The 21,443-nt window shown below is 54.4% G+C and carries 22 protein-coding genes and 1 other RNA gene; 11 read left to right on the top strand and 12 right to left on the bottom strand.

Features of this window, described 5'->3' with window-relative positions; genetic code table 11:
* The first annotated feature begins 95 nt into the window (after positions 1 to 95).
* From exuR to AM410_RS10085, 10 genes are all read left to right on the top strand, one after another.
* Complete coding sequence (exuR, locus tag AM410_RS10130) at positions 96 to 872, top strand: transcriptional regulator ExuR (RefSeq protein ID WP_014171726.1); 777 nt, start codon at positions 96 to 98, stop codon at positions 870 to 872.
* Positions 873 to 1,216: 344 nt separating this feature from the next.
* Complete coding sequence (yqjA, locus tag AM410_RS10125) at positions 1,217 to 1,879, top strand: DedA family general envelope maintenance protein YqjA (protein WP_014171727.1); 663 nt, start codon at positions 1,217 to 1,219, stop codon at positions 1,877 to 1,879.
* A gap of 2 nt (positions 1,880 to 1,881) precedes the next feature.
* Entirely contained in the window at positions 1,882 to 2,265 is a 384-nt protein-coding gene (mzrA, locus tag AM410_RS10120) for an EnvZ/OmpR regulon moderator MzrA (protein ID WP_020883575.1), read from the top strand.
* A 143-nt stretch (positions 2,266 to 2,408) separates the two neighbouring features.
* The gene (locus tag AM410_RS10115; RefSeq protein WP_014171729.1) at positions 2,409 to 2,777 is read left to right on the top strand and encodes a DUF1090 domain-containing protein; all 369 of its coding nucleotides are present in this window, start codon (positions 2,409 to 2,411) and stop codon (positions 2,775 to 2,777) included.
* A gap of 29 nt (positions 2,778 to 2,806) precedes the next feature.
* On the top strand, positions 2,807 to 3,112 hold the full coding sequence (locus AM410_RS10110) for a DUF883 family protein (RefSeq protein ID WP_003862645.1): 306 nt from the start codon (positions 2,807 to 2,809) through the stop codon (positions 3,110 to 3,112).
* A gap of 1 nt (position 3,113) precedes the next feature.
* The gene (locus AM410_RS10105; protein WP_013098867.1) at positions 3,114 to 3,512 is read left to right on the top strand and encodes a phage holin family protein; all 399 of its coding nucleotides are present in this window, start codon (positions 3,114 to 3,116) and stop codon (positions 3,510 to 3,512) included.
* Complete coding sequence (locus tag AM410_RS10100; protein ID WP_020883574.1) at positions 3,509 to 3,805, top strand: YqjK-like family protein; 297 nt, start codon at positions 3,509 to 3,511, stop codon at positions 3,803 to 3,805. The genes AM410_RS10105 and AM410_RS10100 overlap by 4 nt, the downstream gene beginning before the upstream one ends.
* 209 nt (positions 3,806 to 4,014) lie before the next feature.
* Positions 4,015 to 4,407 (top strand): DoxX family protein, encoded by a 393-nt coding sequence (locus tag AM410_RS10095; protein ID WP_006178691.1) that lies wholly within the window; start codon positions 4,015 to 4,017, stop codon positions 4,405 to 4,407.
* Positions 4,408 to 4,479: 72 nt separating this feature from the next.
* Entirely contained in the window at positions 4,480 to 5,466 is a 987-nt protein-coding gene (locus tag AM410_RS10090) for a glutathione S-transferase family protein (protein WP_020883573.1), read from the top strand.
* A gap of 106 nt (positions 5,467 to 5,572) precedes the next feature.
* Positions 5,573 to 5,938 (top strand): DUF805 domain-containing protein, encoded by a 366-nt coding sequence (locus AM410_RS10085; RefSeq protein ID WP_014171733.1) that lies wholly within the window; start codon positions 5,573 to 5,575, stop codon positions 5,936 to 5,938.
* Positions 5,939 to 5,978: 40 nt separating this feature from the next.
* On the opposite strand, the gene AM410_RS10080 is transcribed toward AM410_RS10085, so the two are convergent.
* Positions 5,979 to 6,881, bottom strand: coding sequence for a LysR family transcriptional regulator (locus tag AM410_RS10080; RefSeq protein ID WP_014171734.1), 903 nt, complete (start codon positions 6,879 to 6,881; stop codon positions 5,979 to 5,981).
* Positions 6,882 to 6,984: 103 nt separating this feature from the next.
* Here AM410_RS10080 and AM410_RS10075 point away from each other — a divergent pair, with 103 nt between their 5' ends.
* Positions 6,985 to 7,686 (top strand): pirin family protein, encoded by a 702-nt coding sequence (locus tag AM410_RS10075; RefSeq protein WP_014171735.1) that lies wholly within the window; start codon positions 6,985 to 6,987, stop codon positions 7,684 to 7,686.
* A gap of 42 nt (positions 7,687 to 7,728) precedes the next feature.
* On the opposite strand, the gene AM410_RS10070 is transcribed toward AM410_RS10075, so the two are convergent.
* The 11 genes from AM410_RS10070 to garR all read right to left on the bottom strand — a co-directional run bounded on the left by AM410_RS10070 (position 7,729) and on the right by garR (position 21,428).
* Positions 7,729 to 9,030 carry an L-cysteine desulfidase family protein gene (locus AM410_RS10070; RefSeq protein WP_108647768.1) on the bottom strand — a complete coding sequence of 434 codons (1,302 nt, stop codon included), beginning with the start codon at positions 9,028 to 9,030 and terminating at the stop codon, positions 7,729 to 7,731.
* A 20-nt stretch (positions 9,031 to 9,050) separates the two neighbouring features.
* Complete coding sequence (locus AM410_RS10065; RefSeq protein ID WP_025202948.1) at positions 9,051 to 10,382, bottom strand: amino acid permease; 1,332 nt, start codon at positions 10,380 to 10,382, stop codon at positions 9,051 to 9,053.
* A 262-nt stretch (positions 10,383 to 10,644) separates the two neighbouring features.
* Positions 10,645 to 11,055, bottom strand: coding sequence for a Spy/CpxP family protein refolding chaperone (locus AM410_RS10060; RefSeq protein ID WP_014171738.1), 411 nt, complete (start codon positions 11,053 to 11,055; stop codon positions 10,645 to 10,647).
* Between the two features lie 151 nt (positions 11,056 to 11,206).
* On the bottom strand, positions 11,207 to 13,501 hold the full coding sequence (pflB, locus tag AM410_RS10055) for a formate C-acetyltransferase (RefSeq protein ID WP_108647766.1): 2,295 nt from the start codon (positions 13,499 to 13,501) through the stop codon (positions 11,207 to 11,209).
* Between the two features lie 15 nt (positions 13,502 to 13,516).
* Positions 13,517 to 14,725 carry a propionate kinase gene (gene tdcD, locus AM410_RS10050; protein WP_014171740.1) on the bottom strand — a complete coding sequence of 403 codons (1,209 nt, stop codon included), beginning with the start codon at positions 14,723 to 14,725 and terminating at the stop codon, positions 13,517 to 13,519.
* A 30-nt stretch (positions 14,726 to 14,755) separates the two neighbouring features.
* The gene (gene tdcC / locus AM410_RS10045; RefSeq protein ID WP_014171741.1) at positions 14,756 to 16,087 is read right to left on the bottom strand and encodes a threonine/serine transporter TdcC; all 1,332 of its coding nucleotides are present in this window, start codon (positions 16,085 to 16,087) and stop codon (positions 14,756 to 14,758) included.
* Between the two features lie 10 nt (positions 16,088 to 16,097).
* A complete protein-coding gene (gene tdcB, locus AM410_RS10040) occupies positions 16,098 to 17,087 on the bottom strand; it encodes a bifunctional threonine ammonia-lyase/L-serine ammonia-lyase TdcB (protein WP_032679736.1) in 990 nt (329 codons plus the stop codon).
* 116 nt (positions 17,088 to 17,203) lie between these two features.
* A complete protein-coding gene (gene tdcA / locus AM410_RS10035) occupies positions 17,204 to 18,124 on the bottom strand; it encodes a transcriptional regulator TdcA (RefSeq protein WP_014171743.1) in 921 nt (306 codons plus the stop codon).
* A gap of 796 nt (positions 18,125 to 18,920) precedes the next feature.
* Positions 18,921 to 19,299, bottom strand: an RNA gene (rnpB, locus tag AM410_RS10030) — RNase P RNA component class A.
* 32 nt (positions 19,300 to 19,331) lie between these two features.
* Positions 19,332 to 20,477 carry a glycerate 2-kinase gene (garK, locus tag AM410_RS10025; RefSeq protein WP_073396331.1) on the bottom strand — a complete coding sequence of 382 codons (1,146 nt, stop codon included), beginning with the start codon at positions 20,475 to 20,477 and terminating at the stop codon, positions 19,332 to 19,334.
* Positions 20,478 to 20,537: 60 nt separating this feature from the next.
* The gene (garR, locus tag AM410_RS10020; RefSeq protein WP_020883565.1) at positions 20,538 to 21,428 is read right to left on the bottom strand and encodes a 2-hydroxy-3-oxopropionate reductase; all 891 of its coding nucleotides are present in this window, start codon (positions 21,426 to 21,428) and stop codon (positions 20,538 to 20,540) included.
* Positions 21,429 to 21,443: the final 15 nt, after the last annotated feature.

Genomic DNA, 21,443 nt, shown 5'->3' with positions numbered 1-21,443 from the left:
GCCGCCTCCGGGCGGCTTTTTTCATGGCAAAATCTGGAGACTGGCACGCAAAAGTGGTATAACAAATAATCCGCCGTACCCTGCCTGGAGCGCATATGGAAATCACCGAACCACGTCGTTTATATCAACAACTTGCTGCCGAGCTGAAAGATCGCATCGAGCAAGGTGTCTACCTTGTCGGTGATAAACTCCCCGCTGAGCGCTTTATCGCTGATGAAAAAAGCGTAAGCCGCACCGTGGTGCGTGAAGCGATTATCATGCTGGAAGTGGAAGGCTACGTTGAAGTTCGCAAAGGCTCCGGCATTCACGTGATTTCTAATCAGCCGAAACACTCCCCGGTCGCCGACGAAAGTCTCGAATTCGCCAGCTACGGTCCGTTTGAACTGCTCCAGGCGCGCCAGCTTATCGAAAGCAATATTGCGGAATTTGCAGCGACCCAGGTGACCAAGCAGGACATCATGAAGCTGATGGAAATCCAGGAAAACGCGCGCAAGGAAAAATGTTTCCGTGATTCAGAGTGGGACCTGCAGTTCCACGTTCAGGTCGCGCTGGCAACGCAAAACACCGCGCTGGCGGCAATCGTGGAAAAAATGTGGACTCAGCGCGTTCACAACCCGTACTGGAAAAAACTGCACGATCACATCGATTCCCGCACCGTGGATAACTGGTGCGACGATCACGATCAGATCCTTAAAGCGCTGATTCGCAAAGATCCCCATGCGGCAAAACTGGCCATGTGGCAGCACCTGGAAAACACCAAGCAGATGCTGTTCAATGAAACCAGCGATGACTTCGAATTTAACGCTGACCGCTATCTTTTTGCCGATAATCCTGTCGTTCATCTCGATACGGCAGCCAGTGCGGCAAAATAGTTTACCTTTTCGCTGGCAGGCGCTTCGCTGCGCCTTCTGGCAGAGGTGGGTAAGCAAAACATATATAGTGTCAGCCTTTGTAAATCCCCTCGCTCCCCTCCATGGCTTACGCCAAAATCATCTCACCCCTGCAAATTCTGTGACGCAGAACCTTGGGCTTTGTTACAATTGGATTCAATTCGTTATTTTGTAAGTTAGTGCTTGCTAACCAGCCAATTAACAGGGAACAGTGTTGGCCACACCTCAATGTGTCCGCGAGCGACCATAATGAAATCACAACAATGTCGCCGTGCTGTTTGTCCCGGATAACAGGCGTGACGTTAACCGATTTCCAGGAACACTGAATGGAACTTTTGACCCAACTACTGCATGCCCTCTGGGCGCAGGATTTTGAAACGCTGGCCAACCCTTCCATGATTGGCATGCTCTACTTCGTCTTATTTATGATTCTGTTCCTTGAGAACGGTTTACTGCCTGCCGCCTTTTTACCTGGCGACAGCTTACTGGTGCTCGTCGGCGTGCTATGTGCCAAAGGGGCAATGGCCTTTCCGCAAACCATTTTATTACTGACCATCGCCGCCAGCCTTGGCTGCTGGGTGAGCTATATCCAGGGACGATGGCTGGGCAATACGCGTCTGGTGCAGAACTGGCTCTCCCACCTTCCTGCGCATTATCACCAGCGGGCGCACCATCTTTTCCATAAGCACGGGCTTTCCGCGCTCCTGATCGGCCGCTTTATCGCCTTTGTACGCACCCTGCTGCCTACCATTGCGGGTCTTTCCGGATTAAGCAGCACCCGCTTCCAGTTCTTCAACTGGATGAGCGGCCTGCTGTGGGTTCTGATCCTGACCACGCTGGGCTATGCGCTGGGCAAAACGCCGGTCTTCATGAAATATGAAGATCAGCTCATGTCCTGCCTGATGCTGTTACCGGTGGTTCTGCTGGTCTTTGGTCTGGTCGGTTCGCTGGTGGTGCTGTGGAAGAAGAAATACGGGGCCAGAGGTTAACGATGGTTATCTCACCGCTTGCCGTGCGCCGTTTTGCCGTGGCCATGATTGCCCTGGGCTTGCTCAGCCTCATGTTCCTGGCCTGGACGACGCTTTCGCATCAGGAATCGACGCTGGCCATTCGACCGGTGAGTCAGGGTGTCAGCGTGCCTGACGGTTTTTCGGTGTGGCATCATCTTGATGCCAACGGCATCCGCTTTAAGAGCATCACCCCGCAGGACGATGTTTTACTGATTAAGTTTGATTCCCGCGCGCAGAGTGCCGCCGCGAAAGTGGTGCTCGACCGTACGCTGCCGCACGGTTATATCATTGCCCAGCAGGAAGATGACAACCAGCCTGCAGCCTGGCTGTCACTGATTCGCGATTCGTCGCATAGATTTGGATAATTACCAGGATTCCGAATCTTTTCACTCACTTTGGTGAATCCCCCGTTTACTTACTATGCTTAAGTACGCGGAGCACCCCATGTATGTACTCCGCTTGACTCTGGATAGCGGCTCACGCCGCAACACAATGGAAGGTTTCGATAATGAAATTCCGCATTACTCTGGCTCTGGCCCTTTTTTCTTTAAGCACAGCGTCCTTCGCCAACTCTCTCTGTCAGGAGAAAGAACAGGATATTCAGCGTGAGATCAGTTATGCCGAAAAGCATAACAATCAGCATCGTGTTGAGGGTCTCAAAAAAGCGCTGAGCGAAGTGAAAGCGAACTGTTCTGACAGCAAGCTACGTGCCGATCACCAGAAAAAAATCGCTGAACAGAAGGACGAGATAGCCGAGCGCCGTCACGACCTGCAGGAAGCGAAAGAGAAAGGGGATGCGGAAAAAATTGCTAAGCGCGAGAAGAAGTTGAAAGAAGCGCAGGACGACCTGAAAGCGCTGGAAGCTCGCGATTATTGAGTTAACGGAAATCTCAACAGGAGAGAATCATGTCAAAAGATACGACGTCTGAAAATCTGCGCGCTGAACTGAAATCCCTGGCCGATACCCTGGAAGAGGTGCTGAACTCCTCTGCAGATAAGTCAAAAGAAGAGGTCAGCAAACTGCGCAGCAAAGCTGAGCAGGCGCTGAAAGAGAGCCGTTATCGCCTGGGTGAAACCGGTGATGCACTGGCGAAACAGACCCGCGAAGCGGCAGCTCGCGCGGACGAATATGTTCGCGATAATCCGTGGACGGGTGTAGGGATTGGTGCCGCGGTAGGTGTGGTACTGGGTGTCCTCCTGACGCGTCGTTAATATGGAAGATCCTCGTCACGCACAAGGGCCTGCTAATAACGTCCTCGGCATCGGCCAGCGTATTCTGACGACGCTGGTCGGGATTGCCGAAACGCGCGTCCGACTGGCAGTGGTTGAACTGGAAGAGGAGAAAGCGAACCTTTTCCAGATGCTGCTGATGCTCGGGCTTACCATGCTCTTCGCCGCGTTTGGTCTGATGAGCCTGATGGTGTTAATCATCTGGGCCATTGACCCGCAATATCGACTCAACGCGATGATTGCCACCACCGTTGTTCTGCTGGTTGCGGCATTGATTGGCGGCATATGGACGATGCGTAAAGCACGCAAATCCACTTTCCTGCGCCATACGCGCCAGGAACTGGCCAACGATCGCGCCCTGCTGGAGGATGACAAGCCGTGAGCGATAAAGCCGAACGTCAGAAGCGAAAAGCATTCCTGCTCAGTCAGATCCAGCAGCAACGGCTGGATTTGTCTGCCAGTCGTCGCGACTGGGTTGACGCGACGCGTCGTTTTGACCGGGGCTGGAATACCTTCCTGAGCCTGCGCTCATGGGCGCTGGTCGGAAGCAGCGTGATGGCTATCTGGACGGTTCGTCATCCAAATATGCTGATCCGCTGGGCCCGCCGCGGCTTTGGTGCCTGGAGCGCCTGGCGTCTGGTGAAAGCGACGATTCGTCAACAACAGCTGCGTTAGTTCTTATGCCGGGTAGCGTTTCGCTTACCCGGCACACTTTCCCCCTTCCCCGTTACTCAATATCTTTGAAGAAGATTGACAGTTTTCCTTGCTAACAATTCCCATCTGCCCCGTTTACACTCCTCTCCATCGACAGCAAAGACGCGGTATCTACCCGAATTTGCACACAAATAAAGTTCAGCCGCTGATGTGGTTTCCTGGAGAGTAAAATGAAAAAATTAGAAGATGTTGGTGTTCTGGTAGCGCGTATTCTGATGCCGGTTCTGTTTATCACCGCAGGCTGGGGCAAAATCACCGGTTATGCGGGCACGCAGCAATACATGGAAGCCATGGGTGTTCCCGGGTTCCTGCTGCCACTGACTATTCTCCTTGAGTTCGGCGGCGGCCTGGCGGTTCTGTTCGGCTTCCTGACCCGCACCACTGCACTGTTTACCGCAGGCTTCACCCTGCTGACGGCGTTCATCTTCCACAGTAACTTTGCGGAAGGCGTGAACTCTCTGATGTTCATGAAAAACCTGACCATCGCGGGTGGCTTCCTGCTGCTGGCCATCACTGGCCCAGGCGCATACAGCATCGACCGCGTTCTGAATAAGAAGTGGTAAGCACGCTATACTGAATGAACACAAAGCGAGGAGATATCTCCTCGCTTTTGCTTATTGACGGAGGAGAAAAAAATGGGACAACTCGTAGACGGCGTCTGGCAGGATGTCTGGTATGACACCAAATCCACCGGGGGACGCTTCAAGCGCTCTGTTTCGGCCTTCCGTAACTGGCTAACCGCCGATGGCGCACCGGGCCCAAGCGGCGAAGGCGGCTTTGCGGCTGAGAAAGACCGTTATCATCTCTATGTTTCTCTGGCCTGCCCGTGGGCGCACCGCACGCTGATTGTGCGCAAGCTGAAAGGACTCGAATCCTTAATTCCGGTTTCGGTGGTCAACCCCCTGATGCTGGAAAACGGCTGGACGTTTGACAGTGATTTCCCGGCCGCCACCGGTGATGACCTCTACCACCACGATTTTCTCTATCAGCTCTATCTGCGCGCCGATCCACACTACACCGGACGCGTGACCGTACCCGTGCTGTGGGACAAGAAAAACCAGACCATTGTCAGCAATGAGTCCGCAGAGATCATCCGCATGTTCAACACCGCGTTTGATGCCCACGGGGCCCGCGCCGGGGATTACTATCCGGTTGAGCTGCGCGATAAGATTGATGAGCTGAACAGCTGGATTTACGACAACGTGAATAACGGTGTCTACAAGGCCGGCTTTGCCACCAGCCAGGAAGCGTATGACGACGCGGTGGGAAAAGTGTTTGAATCGCTGGAGCGTCTTGAGCAGATCCTCGGCCAGCATCGCTACCTGACGGGCGACCGCCTGACGGAAGCAGACATTCGTCTGTGGACAACGCTGGTTCGCTTTGATCCTGTGTATGTCACCCACTTCAAGTGTGATAAACACCGCATCAGCGATTACCTGAACCTGTACGGTTTCCTGCGCGATATTTATCAGATGCCGGGCATTGCTGAAACGGTCGATTTCAACCATATCCGCACCCACTATTTCCGCAGCCATAAGACCATCAACCCGACGGGTATTATCTCTGTGGGTCCGTGGCAGGACCTGGATGAACCGCACGGTCGCGACGTGCGTTTCGGATAAATATCAAGGGCATCAATTGATGCCCTTTTTTAATTCACAATCTCCATCTATCCTTACCTCGATCGCTTAAAAAACAAGTGATTGACTGACTAATGAGGCAAGGAAAATGGACTGGTATTTAAAAGTACTGCGCAACTACATTGGATTTGGTGGCCGCGCTCGCCGTAAAGAGTACTGGATGTTCGTTCTGGTGAACTTCATCCTCATCATGGTGCTGGGTATTATCGATAAAATTCTCGGCTGGGAACGAGCCGGCGGTGAAGGTGTTCTCACCACGATTTACGGCCTGCTGGTCCTGCTTCCCTCATGGGCCGTACTGTTCCGACGGCTACACGATACCGATCGTTCAGCCTGGTGGTTACTGCTGCTGCTGATCCCGATTGTGGGCTGGCTGGTCATTCTGGTCTTCAACTGTCAGGCCGGCACACCGGGCGAAAACCGCTTCGGGCCCGATCCAAAACTCAACGCATAAAACAAAGCCCGGTGGCGTTTCGCGTACCGGGCTCGATTTTTTATTTGTTGTGATGGGCAAAGAGCTTGGGTATTTCGCGCAGGCACCACGATTTGGCCTCACCCATGCTGTCGCGCCGCCACGCCATAATGATGTCCACTTCGCTGGTATACTCCGGGCTGACCACGCGTAGCCGCCCTTCTGCAATATCTTTTTCGACAAACGGATACGGCATCGTTGCCACGCCCAGGCCTGCCAGCAACGCCTGACGTTTGTCTTCAAGCGACGTGACGGTCAGACGCGGTTGTTTATCCAGCAACTGCACCGTTAACACCGGACGCTCGCGGGCTGTGTCTGCGACCGCGACCCCGCGGTATTTCACCCGCGTCACTTCCGAGAGCGGCTCCGGCTCCTGGTGAATCGGATGATCCGGTGCGGCGACATAGACGTTCATCACGCTGTAGAGCTTGCGGGAGTTGATTTCAGATGAGGAACGGAAGTGCATATCCGGGGCAATGACGATATCCGCCCTGCCCGTCTCCAGTCGCTCCCAGGCCCCGGCCAGCACCTCGGTGATGATCGATAACTGGGTGTTTGCTTTGTCGGCCAGCCGGTTCACCAGCGGGAACAGCGCCTCGGTGGGCACCAGCGCTTCCGTCACCAGCGTCAGATGGGTTTCCCAGCCGCGCGCCAGCGCTTCGGCGTCCGTCGTCAGCTTGTCCGCCGCTTCCAGCAGGACGCGACCACGCTCCAGCAGCATCCGTCCGACGTTAGTGAATTTTGTTCGATGACCGGAGCGGTCAAAGAGCACCACGTCCAGCTCTTCCTCCAGCTTCTGCATGGTATAGCTGAGCGCAGACGGAACGCGCCCCAGTTCATCTGCCGCCGCGGCAAAACTGCCACGCCGATCAATTGCGTCCATGACGCGAAGCGCCTCAAGCGTCAATGCTCTCTCTTTAGCCATCTCGTTCTCATTCAGGAAATTTGAACATACCGGGCAGAATATCTGGCTAACAATGAAGCGTCCATACCTTTACCATTGTTTAGTGTAAAGAGAGGTCAAGTTTATGATTACGACAAGAACAGCTAAACAGTGCGGACAAGCCGATTTCGGTTGGCTGCAGGCCCGCTACACCTTTTCCTTTGGACACTACTTTGACCCTAAACTGCTCGGTTACGCTTCATTGCGCGTATTGAATCAGGAAGTGCTCGCCCCAGGCGCGTCCTTCCAGCCGCGTACGTACCCGAAAGTCGATATCCTGAACCTGATCCTGGAAGGCGAAGCAGAATACCGCGACAGCGAGGGCAATCATGTCCAGGCGAAGGCCGGCGAAGCATTATTAATCTCCACGCAGCCGGGCATCAGTTACAGCGAGCATAACCTCAGCAAAGATAAAACGCTGACCCGTATGCAGCTGTGGCTGGATGCCTGCCCTGAGCGGGAAAACCCGCTGGTACAGAAGTTAGATTTGACGGGCGACAGGCAGCAGCTGATAGCCTCCCCGGACGGCAGTCAAGGCAGCCTGCAGTTGCGCCAGCAGGTGTGGTTGCACCATATCGAACTGAAGAAAGGGGAACAGGCGAGCTTCCAGCTTCATGGTCCGCGCGCCTATCTGCAATCGATTCACGGTACGGTGCATGCGGTGACGCATACGGAAGAGAAAGAAGCGCTCACCTGCGGTGACGGGGCGTTTATTCGCGACGAAGCGAATATCACGCTGGTTGCTGATTCGCCGCTGCGCGCGCTGTTAATTGATTTACCGGTTTAACACCCGATAATCCTCTCTCCCCGGCGGGGAGAGAGGAAACCGTTACACTTTACGTGCCATAATCTCAATAATCTGCCGGTCCGTCGCCTGCATGGCGCGGCACGCCAGCGAACACAGGTTCGCGATCGACTGCTCCACATCGTGCGCCACAATCCCTTCATTGCCCGTTACCGCCGAATCATCCAGCGCCATCATCACCGCTTTCCAGGCACTGCCGACGCTGGTTGAGACCTTCATGGCACAACTGTTGGACGCGCCATCGCAGATCATCCCGCTGACATCGCCAATCATGCTGCTGATTGCCATTGAGATCGTCTGATAGCTTCCACCCATCAGCCAGGCCATGCCCGCCGCCGCCCCCATCGCCGCTGTGGTAGCCGCACACAGCGCCGACAGGCGCGGAAGCTGGGCGTGGATATAAATAGCCGAAAGGTGTGAAAGCATCAGCGCCCGGGCAAGGCGTTCATCATCCGCCTGGACATGTTCCGCCACCACCACAACCGGCATGGTGGCCGTGATCCCCTGGTTGCCCGATCCGGAATTGCTCATCGCCGGCAGCGTCGCCCCGCCCATTCGGGCGTCCGAGGCCGCGCTGGTGCGAATGACAATATCCGAGCCCAGGTCCTGCGCTATCCATCCGCGAGCGCGCTGCTTATTGAGCGTCGCGCCAATGTGCAGCCCCCATTTTCCGCTTAAACCTTCACGGGAGAGCGCATCATTTAATTGTCCGGCAGCCAGGATAAAGCGGATCGCGTCAAACGGCACCTGCTCCACAAACTCAAGGATCTGCGATAGCGTGGCGTTTGAAAGTACCGCCAGTGGATCGTCATTCCTCTCGTCGGGTTGAGAATCAAGCGTAAAGCGGGTTTCGCCCTGACAGACAATCTCCACCACCCGCGTATGCCCACCGGCGATGGTCACCATCGCCGAGGCCTGTCCGGCGTGAACGCAGGCGCGGGAGTAGAGGATGTCATCGCACGGCTCCTGCAGCTTGACCTGCACCTGGTCAGCGTCCAGCAGCGCTTTGGCACGCACCAGCGCATCGGCAGTGGCATCTTTCAGTACCTCCAGCCCGGCGTGCGCGTTGCCGCCAATGGCCCCCAGTGCCGCCGCAATCGGCAACCCGACCATCCCGGTGCCAGGTACCGTCACACCAAGGCCATTTTTCATCAGATTCGGTGAAACCCACGCCTCAATCTGTGTGACGTCACCCGGCAGAAGCTCCGCAGCCATCGCACAAGCCAGCGCCAGAGAGATCGGCTCGGTACACCCCAGTGCAGGTTTAACTTCCTCCTGCACCGCCCGAATAAATTGATTCCATAAAGATTGAGTTTGCTCTGACATCGTTACGACCTTGTTTGCCCTTAAGAAAACGCGAGGAAAGGAGAAACACACAGCAGCAGACCGGTGATGATAATGATCACCAGCGACACGCCTTTATATTTGTGCAACGCCGGCACTTTGTAGACCAGCCACGCCGGAATCAAACACCCCACCATGCCGAAGATGGGGCTGCAAATAGAGGTGAAGCTCAGTACCGGCGCGTTTAACACAATCGCGCTCCATGCCAGTAGAATGGCAAACAGCATGATGCCGCGCTGTACGGTGTTTTCGTTGATTTTCTCTGCCGGCATTTTGCGGCGCAGAATATTCATCACAATGCCCTGCGTCGCTTCACGAAAGCCCAGGTACACGCCGAAGAACGCGGTCATGACGGCAAAAATATTCAGGATAACGCTGACAATTTTGACCCAGCCGGCACCGTCGCCACTGATAAACTGCGCGGCAATTGCCAGTGCGGAAATATTCTGTTCGTAGGCTTTGACCGCCTCATCATGCCCCATTGCCAGGGTGAACGAGACCGCGTAGAAAAAGACCGTCACGAAGAGGATCGCGAAGGCGATGTTCATCGCCCGCAGCGCTTTATGGCGCGCCACTTCAACCGATTTTTCGCGTGAACGATAGGAGATCACCATCGGGCTTAATGTCTGAATAAACAGAATCGACGTTAAGGTAAACGGCAACGTGATAATCGCGTTTTTAATGAGTAGCCCCACGGGTGGCAGCATGCCCACGTTGGCTAAATGCCAGAGGCCAATCATCGACAACCCGAGCGCCGCCACCACAAATAACTTGGTCAGCACCATCAGGCTGGAGACTTTAAACAGCAGTTTCTCGCCACGGGAGGAGATCGCCACCAGGATGCAGATCAGGAACAGACCGTAGAACGGATTTTCAGAGAGCAGCCCCTCCGTCACGCCGAAGGTGTGTAAATAGGAAGCGCTGTCGTTGGTGATGGCGGTGGAATAGACGAACATCCAGATAACCAGCATCACGAAATAGAGCGCCCCCAATAAGATGCCCCAGTTCTTACCGAGGTAGCCGCTGATGACGCTCGGATAATCTTTGCACTCCGGCGATTCTGCCAGCGTGTTAATAAACAGCCGCTGAAACAGGTACATGGCCGGATAGCCAATCACTGACGAAAGCAGAAACACCCACAGTCCCATCAGCCCCACCTGTACCGGGAGAAAAACAATCCCCGCGCCGATGGCCATTCCGATACTCATGATGACCCAGCCCGTATCGGTGCTGTCGAATTTAATGGCCTCCTGCCACTCGCTTTCACTCATCCCTGCCCGCTTTGCCGCGGGTGAATCGTTCACAATCACACTGCTGTTTGTTGCCGTATCCATAAGGCACTCGCTTATTTTGTAGGGTAACCAGTTGTTTTTATGGGATTCTGACCACCAGCGATAATGAGCCAGACTGCTGCAGGTGTGTGTTATTGGAATGGACAAATCATACGTGGAGAGCGGGAGAAAAAAGTCACAATATTTATAAGGCTTTTCGCAAGCGAGAGAAATAAATACTCTGATATGATGAATAATCGATGTGTTTTTCTAAAAGTGATGCCGATCAAGAAATAAAAAACCCGCGACATGCGCGGGTGTGTCATCAGTTAGCCAGCGCGTTCGCCATATCGGTTTTCACCTGTTTACGCTGCTCCGCTGTCAGAACCTGGCTGACATCAAAGTAGTATTTGACGCGGTAATAGCGTGTCTGCTCTTCAATTTTACTGAACGCGGCAAGCTGGTTTTTCACCGTGCTTTCATCCCATTTCCCTGTCTGGAACATCTCGATCAGCGCACCATCTTTCACGCCGGTCATCGGGATCTTGCTGACATTTTGTTCCAGCGTCTGATGCAGCGCGTCGATCTTCTTAATCTGATCGTTGCTCAGCTTGAGGTGTTGCACCAGCGGATCCTGCGCCGGAGAGGGGGCAGCTTCAACGTCAGCGGCCTGTGCGGCAAAACTGCACGCCACCAGCGAGGCAGCAACCAGGGTGATACGGGTCATTTTCATCATCTTACTGTCCTTACATACTGTTTCAGGGGAAAAGCAGGCGCATTGTTTTTCAGAAGCGGATGAAGATGTGTGAGTAATTATATAAACATTTTTGTATGTTCCGCGGACAAAAAAGCCCCCTTAACCAAAGGGGGCCTGTTTCAGACGACGATCACAGTGCCTGGGTAAACGTCCTTGAGATCACGTCCTGCTGCTGCTCGCGCGTCAGCGCATTAAAGCGCACCGCATACCCTGAGACACGAATGGTCAGGTTGGGATAGTTCTCCGGGTGCTCAATCGCCTCCATCAGCATCTCCCGGTTTATGACGTTAACGTTGAGGTGCTGTCCCCCCTCGATGGCCGCTTCGTGGTGGAAATACCCGTCCAGCAGCCCGACAAGGTTGGTTTTGCGCACTCTCTCATCCTTGCCCAGCGCCTGAGGCACGATGGAGAAGGTGTAAGAGATCCCGTCTTTCGCATAGGTAAAGGGCAGCTTAGCGACGGAGGTTAACGAGGCCACCGCCCCTTTCCTGTCTCGTCCGTGCATCGGGTTCGCGCCCGGTGCGAATGGCGTACCGCCGCGGCGTCCGTCCGGCGTATTGCCGGTCTTCTGGCCGTAGACCACATTCGACGTAATGGTCAGGATCGACTGGGTCGGCACCGCGTTGCGGTAGGTCGGCAGCGCCTGAATTTTCTTCATAAAGCGTTCCACCAGGTAACAGGCAATGCTGTCCACGCGGTCATCATTGTTACCGTACTGCGGGTAGTCCCCTTCAATCACAAAATCGACCGCCAGGCCGGTATGGTCGCGTACGGGTTTTACCGTGGCGTATTTGATGGCGGACAGCGAGTCCGCCGCCACCGACAGCCCGGCGATACCGCAGGCCATGGTGCGGTAAACATCCCGGTCGTGCAGCGCCATCAGTGAGGCTTCATAGCTGTACTTATCGTGCATGTAATGAATGAGATTCAGCGCGCTAATGTACTGCACCGCCAGCCAGTCCATAAAGTGATCCAGACTCGCCATCACGGTGTCGTAATCCAGCACCTCATCCAGCAGCGGCGCGGTTTTCGGCCCGACCTGGATCTTCAGCTTCTCATCCACCCCGCCGTTGATCGCGTACAGCAGCGTTTTCGCCAGGTTAGCGCGGGCGCCAAAGAACTGCATTTGCTTGCCGATCACCATCGGGCTGACGCAGCAGGCAATGGCGTAGTCGTCGCTGTTGAAATCCACGCGCATCAGGTCGTCGTTCTCATACTGCAGCGACGAGGTGTCGATCGACATCTGTGCAGCGTACTTCTTGAATGCGACGGGCAGTTGTTCGGACCACAGGATCGTCAGGTTTGGCTCCGGTGCAGGTCCCATCGTGTGCAGGGTATGCAGGTAACGGAAGCTGTTTTTGGTGACCAGCGTGCGGCCATCCAGCCCCATTCCGCCAATCACTTCAGTGGCCCAGACAGGATCGCCGGAGAAGAGCGTGTCGAACTCCGGAGTACGCAGGAAGCGCACCATGCGGATCTTCATGATGAAATGATCGACCAGTTCCTGCGCCTGGATTTCACTCAGGCGACCCGCCTGCATATCGCGTTCGAGATAAATATCCAGGAACGAGGCCGTGCGTCCCAGCGACATCGCCCCGCCGTTCTGGGATTTCACCGCGGCCAGATAGGCAAAGTAAACCCACTGTACCGCTTCCTGCGCATTCATCGCCGGGCGAGAAATATCGAAGCCATAGTTCGCTGCCATCTGCTGGATCTGCAGCAGTGCGCGTTTGTGTTCCGCCAGCTCTTCACGCAGGCGGATCGTCGCCTCCAGATCTTCACCCCGTTCGAGTTTGCCCTGCAGATCCGCGAACTGGCGCTCACGCTCGTGCACCAGATAGCGGATGCCGTACAGCGCCACGCGGCGGTAATCGCCGATGATGCGCCCGCGTCCGTAGCCGTCCGGTAGCCCGGTCAGCACGCCTGATTTACGACAGCGCATCATCTCGGGGGAGTAAACGTCAAAGACACCCTGATTATGGGTTTTGCGCAGTTCGGTAAAGAGATATTCGAACTGCGGATCCATCTCACGGCCATAGGCTTCGAATGAACTGCGGATCATATTGATCCCGCCGTACGGATGCAGCGCGCGTTTGAGCGGCTTATCGGTTTGCAGGCCGACGATCGTCTCCAGCTGCTGGTCAATATAGCCCGGTCCGTGGGCCGTGATGGTGGTGGCAATGTTGGTGTCAAAATCCACCGGCGCATGGGTGGCATTTTCCTGACGAATACCCACCATTACCTTCTCCCAGAGCGCCGTCGTTGCTGGCGTCGCCTGCGCGAGGAAAGTTTCGTCGCCTTCATAAGGGGTATAGTTATGCTGAATAAAATCGCGCACGTTGACGGTGTCTTTCCATTCTTCACCGCGAAACCCGGCCCATGCGTCGCTGTAAGGGGCAACGCGCGTATCGATTGCTACTTTCATGAATTTCTCGCTCTGTCAGGCATAAGCCGCAGCCGGAGTGACCTTCCCAAGACGGAGGGCATCCAGCGCGATCATTTTTTCTTCGTTGGTTGGGATCACCGCGCAGACCACGCGGGACGAATCGGTGGTGATCACGCGCTCACCTGCGCTACCCGGCAGGGCGTTTTTGGCTTCATCGAGGGTGATGCCAAAGACGGCCAGATGTTCCGCCACCAGGGTGCGGATCAGTCTGGAGTTCTCACCAATCCCGCCGGTGAACACCACACCGTCCAGGCGGTGTAACGACGCCGCGTGCCCGGCAATATGCCGTGCGATACGGTGAACAAAGGTCTGGATCGCCAGCTGTGCCCGCTGATGTCCCTCATGCCAGGCTTTTTCGAGGGCTCGCAGATCGGAGGATATTCCCGAGATCCCCAGCAGGCCGGACTCTTTATTGACGACGCGTTCCAGATCCTCAAATGACTGTCCGGTCTGTTGGGCTATCCAGGCCATGGCGCCGAAATCAACGTCGCCACAGCGGGTCCCCATGATCAGCCCTTCCAGCGGCGTCATGCCCATGGAGGTATCTACGCTCTCACCATTGCGTACCGCGCAGATGGATGCCCCGTTGCCGAGATGGGCAATCACCAGCCCGCTGTCCTCAGGCGAAATCCCGAGCAAGGCATGCGCCTGCCCGGCAACGTAGCGGTGGGACGTCCCGTGGAAGCCATAGCGCCGTACGCCAAGCTCTTCAAAATAGCGGTACGGCAGCCCGTACAGATAGGCCTGCGGGGCCAGCGTCTGGTGGAAGCTGGTGTCAAACACCGCCACCTGCTGTATGCCTGGAAACAGGCGTTCGGCTGCCTCGACGCCGCTTAAGTTGGCGTAGTTATGCAGCGGTGCCAACGAGGAAACCTGACGGATCTGCTCAATAACCTGTTCCGTGATAAGGGTCGACTCGCTGAAGAGGTCGCCGCCGTGCGCAATACGATGGCCAATCAGGGCCACGCTGCTCATCAGGTCACGCTTCTCCAGCTCCAGGGCGATGGCAGCCAGCGCCCCTTCGTAGTCATGGTGAGCCAGTCTGGCTGGCTCACCCCCGTTCACGGAAATAAAGGCTTTTTCAGTGTTAATCCCGTCTGCAATGCCCGTCATCAGGGCATCACAGCTGCTGGCATCGAGTACTGAAAACTTAACAGAGGACGATCCGCAGTTAATAACCAATACAACCGGAAACTCAATCATGGTGTTACTCCGCTCTTCCTGAGCCAGGGTTTAGAACAGTTTGTAGACGATGTTCAGGATGGTCAGCAGGCCCACAACCGTGACGAAGATGTTCTCGGGTCTGCCCTTATATTTCGCCATTGCCGGCGCTTTACGAATGGCATACATCGGCAACAGGCACAGCAGAGAGGCGATGATTGGCGCCCCCATGGCTTCGATAAGGTCAAGAATGTTCGGGTTGGCATAGGCAACGACCCAGGTCGACCCCATGATGAATACCATGCTGATGGTGTTCAGTTTGCCCACGGAGACTTTCTTCTTATCGCCTTTATAACCGAACTTCAGGATCAGGCCGTTCAGCCCTTCCAGCGTGCCCAGATAGTGGCCGAAGAAGGATTTGAAGATAGCGACCAGCGCAATGATGGAGGCACCGTATTCCAGCACCGTGGCAAACGTTGATTTAGTGCCTGACATGGTCGCAAAGTGGTTCGCCAGGTAAGAGAGCACGGGAATATTCTGCGCTTTGGCATCGGCCATGTTCTGCGGCGAGAGCGTGAACAGGCAGCTAAAGGCGAAGAACATCACCACCGCAACCATCAGCAAGCTGGCGCGACCGATGATTTTAGAACATTTCTGCTCGGTAAACGCTTTACCGAACTCGGGTTCGTACTCTTCACGTTTCGAGACCACAAACGAGGAGACGATGGGCGAGAAGTTGAAGGAGAAGACCATGATGGAGATCCCCAGCCAGACCGTCACCAGAATGCCGTCATGCCCGGTAAATGCGATATCGCTCAGATTGACCTGGTCAATCACCGACGAGTTCCAGTAAGGGATCAGCGACAGGGAAATCAGCACCAGGCTGGCGATAAACGGGAACACCAGGAAGCTCATCACCTTCACCATCAGGTCTTTACCAAACCAGATAACAAAGGCCATCAGCAGCAGCAGGAACAGCGCCACCACGCCGCGGTTAAGCGCGGGCAGCTGGAGCTGGTTTTCCCAGAAGGTCATAAAGGTGTTCGTAATGGTGACGCCGTAAATCCACAGCAGCGGGCAAATGGCGAAGAAGTAGAGGAACGTGATTACCACCCCACCGGTCTTACCAAAATGCTCTTCCACCGTTTCGGTGATGTTGCCAGACACGTTACTGCCGGACAGACACAGGCGTGCCAGCGCCCGGTGGCAATAAAACGCAATCGGGAAAGCGAGAACCAGCATCAGCAGGATAGGAATCAAGCCGCCGAAGCCTGCGCGAATCGGGAAGAACAGCACACCTGCGCCAATGGCGGTTCCAAACAGGCCAAGCGTCCAGGTGGTATCAGACTTACGCCAGGAGGACGTTTTTGTCTGGCCAACGATAATGCTTTCTGTGTTGCTCATAGGTCATCCTTTATGCGTCAACGAAGCCGGTAATTTGGGATACGCGGGAGAGATCGATATTGCCGCCGGAAATAATGCAGACGGTTTTACGACCCTGAATATAGTGATCAAGCTTGCCGCTTAATAACGCCGCACAGGCCAGTGCGCCAGCACCTTCTGTAACCACTTTATTTCGCTGAATGAGGGCAATCATGCTGTTACGAATATCGTCTTCGCTGACCAGCACAATGTCATCGACTAATTCGCGAACAATCTCGAAGGTTAATTTACCCGGGCGAGACACATCACATCCGTCGGCTAATGTCCCGGTAACGCGGTGGTTAATGATTTCTCCTGCCTGATACGATGCGGCCATTCCATGTACGTTTTCAGACTGCACGCCGATAATATTAATGGTCGGGTTGATGGATTTAATGGCCGTTGCAATTCCGGCAATTAAACCGCCACCGCCGATGGGTACAATCACGTTATCCACATCATACAAATCTTCGAGAATTTCCAGACCAATGGTGCCCTGGCCGGCAATCACTTTCGGATCGTCATACGGTGGGATAAAAATGCGCCCTTCCAGCTCCACGATTTCGCTGACTTTGGCGATGGTGTCGTTGAAGTTTTCGCCGTGCAGCACCACTTCAGCCGAGTAGTCACGGGTGGCGGCGACTTTAGATTTCGGCGCACCCATCGGCATGACCACTTTGCCGTCGATACCGAGCATTGCACAAGAGAGCGACACGCCCTGCGCGTGGTTGCCTGCAGAACAGGCAACGACACCTTTACGTTTTTCAGCCTCGGTCAGCGAACTTAATTTATTAAACGCACCGCGGATCTTGAAGGAGCCAGTACGCTGCATATTTTCAAACTTCAGGAATATCTCACCTTTACAGCGTTCGCTGAGATAATTTGAGCGCGGCATGCCGGTTTTATATATTTTGCCTGCCAGTCGTTTTCTGGCGTCCTGAATATCTTCAATGGTCACCGGGAGATCGTAGGTAATATGCATAATATCCTCGTTATAATAATTCATTTTCTTCAGGCAAAGTCAGGGTATCAGAGCACGGATAAAATAAGCTCTGGGTGTTTTTAAAAATGTTAACGCGTTATCAGAGGGTTATTTAATCATCGTCGTCTTTCACTGGTCAGTGACGCGTATTGTTTTGCCAGTTCGACTAATACTGACGCCGATTTCTTAATTCTGTAATTTTTTGACCACACGGCGGCATAACGCGCTATGGGTAATTCATCTTCCACCGGCAGTACAATAAACTGGTCGGAACCGAATGGCGCAATCATATCGCGGGGAATAACCGTCAGGTAATCGGCATTCAGGACAAGGTTATAAATGGTCACGACGGAATCGGTCTGGACGATGTTTTCAATGCTGATGTGATTGTCTTGCAGGGTGGTCAGAAGTTCTTTGTAGTAGCCCATATCGGTTTGCGGCATCACCCACTGTTCATCCGTGAGTGATGCCAGTGTAGTCGAGCCGGTGCACGTTCGTGATTTGTTGGCCACCAGGACAAACTCAGACTCAAACAGCGGCTCGACATGAAGATCCTGCAGCAGCATTTCATCACTTAATGTGCCGATGGCAAAATCCAGCCGGCCGTCGCGAATGGCCGGCAGGAAAGAGGACAGCTGAGCTTCGTACATCGAGACGCGCGCTTTCGGGAACACTTCCTTGAATTTTTTGATCATTTCGGACAGGAAGGTGAAGCCAATGAGCGACGGGTAACCAAAGGAGACATCCATGACGGTACTGAAACTGAGGCTGTTAATCTCGCTCACCATGTTTTTCATCTCACGGGTGATCGACTCAGAGTACGAGAGTAATACCTGGCCTGCCGCAGTCAGTTTAACGCCGGTGTTTTTGCGCACCATGACTTCAACGCCAAAGTAAGATTCGATATCGCTGATAATTTTGCTGACGGCAGGTTGCGTCAGGCCCAGTTGTCTTGCAGCAGAACCAATGGAGCCACTTTTAATGACTTCCTGAAATACCACGAGGTGCTGTGTTTTCGGTAGAATAATAGTGTTCATAATATTCTGCGCTTATTTCCCTATGACGGGGTGGATTCTACTCAATATGGCTGACGGGGGTATGTGCTGTTACTCACAATTTGCTTTTTCACACCCTTAATCAGCATAACGACAACCCTTTAAAACACCTTATTATCAATGAGTTACATTAAAATAAATACGCCATAACGCTGATATTGATCAACAAAAAGAGCAGTAATAAATTTATTTTATGGCGATAACACAGGTAAATTTTTCGGCGTTAAAAAAATCGATAAAGACTATCTTTCAGGCAATTAAAGATTAATAAATAACCGTAATTCGTTTAAAACATTCTTTCAATTTATCAAATTTGTCAGGGGTGATTTTGCTGACTTTCGGGAAACAGTGGAATGCATCACACATTCATGAGCTAAATGTTTTTGAATTCAATATACATATATCAAATAAGAAAACATTCACGATCATAAAAGCAACATTCATAACAAATTAACAATACTGCAGAATCAGGATTATTTAGCGAGAAATTTTGTGATTACGATCGCCAGCAGATGCGAAAAAGACACTGAAGGGATGAAAGCAGTGAAATGTGCTTAATGTCGCAAATGTGATAATTGATGTCGTGTGAGCGATGCATCGGGTGGCACTTGCTTGCAATTTCTAAGGCCGATAAAAGAAAAACCCCGCCGAAGCGGGGTTTTATAAAAAGTTGAAGCTGGCCGATAAGCCGCGTTCTTTCATAGAAAGCGGAGTGGACAGTCATTCATCTCGTTTAGCGCAAACAGCAAAAACCCCGCCGTAGCGGGGTTTTGTAAGAAGGTGAAGCTGACCGATAAGCCGGGTTCTGTCGTGGACAGTCATTCATCTAGGCCAGCAATCGCTCACTGGCTCAAGCAGCCTACCCGGGTTCAGTACGGGCCGTACCATGTGAACCCCTATTTGGCCTTGCTCCGGGTGGAGTTTACCGTGCCACGGACTGTTGCCAGCCGCGCGGTGCGCTCTTACCGCACCCTTTCACCCTTACCTGATCCCGCTTGCGCGGGCCATCGGCGGTTTGCTCTCTGTTGCACTGGTCGTGGGTTTCCCCCCCAGGCGTTACCTGGCACCCTGCCCTATGGAGCCCGGACTTTCCTCCCCTCCGCCCGTCTCCCCCCGAAAGGGGACGACGACGAAGCGGCGACTGTCTGGTCAGCTTCGGCGCGCAGTATAGAGGGTTTGTGCCCCGCTGTCACCCTTGGGCGTGCATCCCTATCTGCAAAGTGGTGGCGATATTGCGCGAGGCGCGGTAAATATTGTCAAACGCCCCACGGTAAGCCTCTTCCAGCGACTCGACGCGGCTCAGCACGCTGAATACCGCGTCGATGCCATACTGATGCACGACCCCCACATCCCGGGTCAGACTGCCGGCAATGCCGATCACCGGCTTATGGTATTTTTTGGCGATACGGGCGATACCGACGGGCACTTTGCCCTGAATGCTCTGGCTGTCAATGCGCCCTTCGCCCGTCAGTACCAGCGTGCAGTCGTGAATATGTTCTTCGAGGTTAAGTGCCTGGCTGACAATCTCAATACCGCTCTTCAGTTCCGCGCCGAGGAAGGCCATCAGGGCCGCCCCCATGCCCCCCGCGGCACCCGCACCGGGAACCTGTTTCACGTCAATTCGCAGAGATTTTTTTATCACATCGGCATAGTGGCTGAGGTTAGCGTCGAGAGTGAGGATCATCTCCTCTGTCGCCCCTTTTTGCGGGCCAAAGATACGGGAAGCGCCTCTCTCGCCAACCAGCGGATTCGTGACGTCGCACGCGACGTGGATTGTGCAATCTTTTAGCCTGGCGTCGAGGCCGGAGAGATCGACGCTGTTGAGCGCCATCAGGCTGCCGCCGCCATAACCCATTTCAGTACCGTTGGCGTCGCAGAGCGTGGCCCCCAGCGCCTGCATCATTCCGGCGCCGCCGTCGTTGGTGGCACTGCCGCCAATGCCGATAATGATATGTCGGGCACCTTTATCCAGCGCGCTGAGAATAAGCTCCCCGGTACCGCGGGACGTGGTGACGAGCGGGTTACGTTGGGTGGCCGGGACCAGTGCCAGACCGCTGGCGGCGGCCATCTCAATAAATGCCGTGCTGCCATCGCCGGACATGCCCCAGCGGGCGTTTACCTGTTCACCCAACGGGCCCGTGACCCTAGCATGCTGTTCTGTGCCCTGGGTGGCGGCGATCAACGCGTCAACCGTACCTTCCCCGCCGTCGGCAACCGGCACCGAAACATAAAGTGCGTCGGGGAAAATTTCCCGAAATCCTTTTTCAATCGCCTGAGCAACCCCGGAGGCAGAAAGGCTTTCTTTCCAGGAATCTGGCGCGATTACGATTTTCATAGTTGTCGCCTGTTACCGCACTCGGCAAAAATAGCGGACGCGTTCCCGCGTCCGTTTTTATTAGCGAGAGACTTCCACCTTCGCCAGTTTTTCGTAGTAGCACGCAATCGCGCTGTGGTCGGCAGTGCCCAGACCATCCGCTCGCAGGGCCTGCATCATCTCCATGACGGCGGCGGTCAGCGGCAGCTGCGCGCCCACGCCGTGGGAGGTATCCAGGGCATTCGCCAGATCTTTAATGTGCAGGTCGATTCTGAAACCGGGCTTGAAGTTACGATCCATCACCATGGGCGCTTTGGCATCCAGCACGGTGCTGCCCGCCAGGCCGCCACGGATCGCCTGATACACCAGATCAGGGTTAACGCCCGCTTTGGTGGCCAGCGTCAGCGCTTCCGACATTGCGGCAATGTTCAGCGCCACAATCACCTGGTTTGCCAGCTTGGTGACGTTACCCGCCCCGATATCGCCGGTATGCACCACGGATCCCGCCATGGCTTTCATCAGGTCGTAGTATTTGTCGAAAACAGCTTTGTCGCCGCCAACCATCACCGACAGGGTGCCGTCGATGGCTTTGGGCTCTCCGCCGCTGACCGGGGCATCCAGCATATCGACGCCCTTCGCATTTAGCGCCTCACTGATTTCACGGCTTGCCAGCGGCGCGATAGAACTCATGTCAATCACCACCAGGCCAGGTTTGGCACCGTCAATGATGCCGTTCTCCCCCAGGGCCACCTCTTTCACATGCGGGGAGTTTGGCAGCATGGTGATAATGACATCGCACTGCTCAGCAATCGCTTTGGCGTTTGCTGCGGTTTCTGCGCCTGCGGCAATCACCTCGGCCACGGCTTGCGGATTATGGTCTGCAACCACCAGGGAGTAACCTGCTTTGATGAGGTTTTTACTCATGGGTTTACCCATGATCCCAAGGCCAATAAAACCCACTTTCAGCGTCATAATTCGTTTCCTCAA

The organism is Enterobacter cloacae complex sp. FDA-CDC-AR_0164, from assembly GCF_003071645.1.
GTDB classification, from domain to species: domain Bacteria; phylum Pseudomonadota; class Gammaproteobacteria; order Enterobacterales; family Enterobacteriaceae; genus Enterobacter; species Enterobacter ludwigii.
The sequence above is the reverse complement of the archived record's forward strand: the minus strand, read 5'-3'. Positions and strand labels throughout refer to the sequence as shown.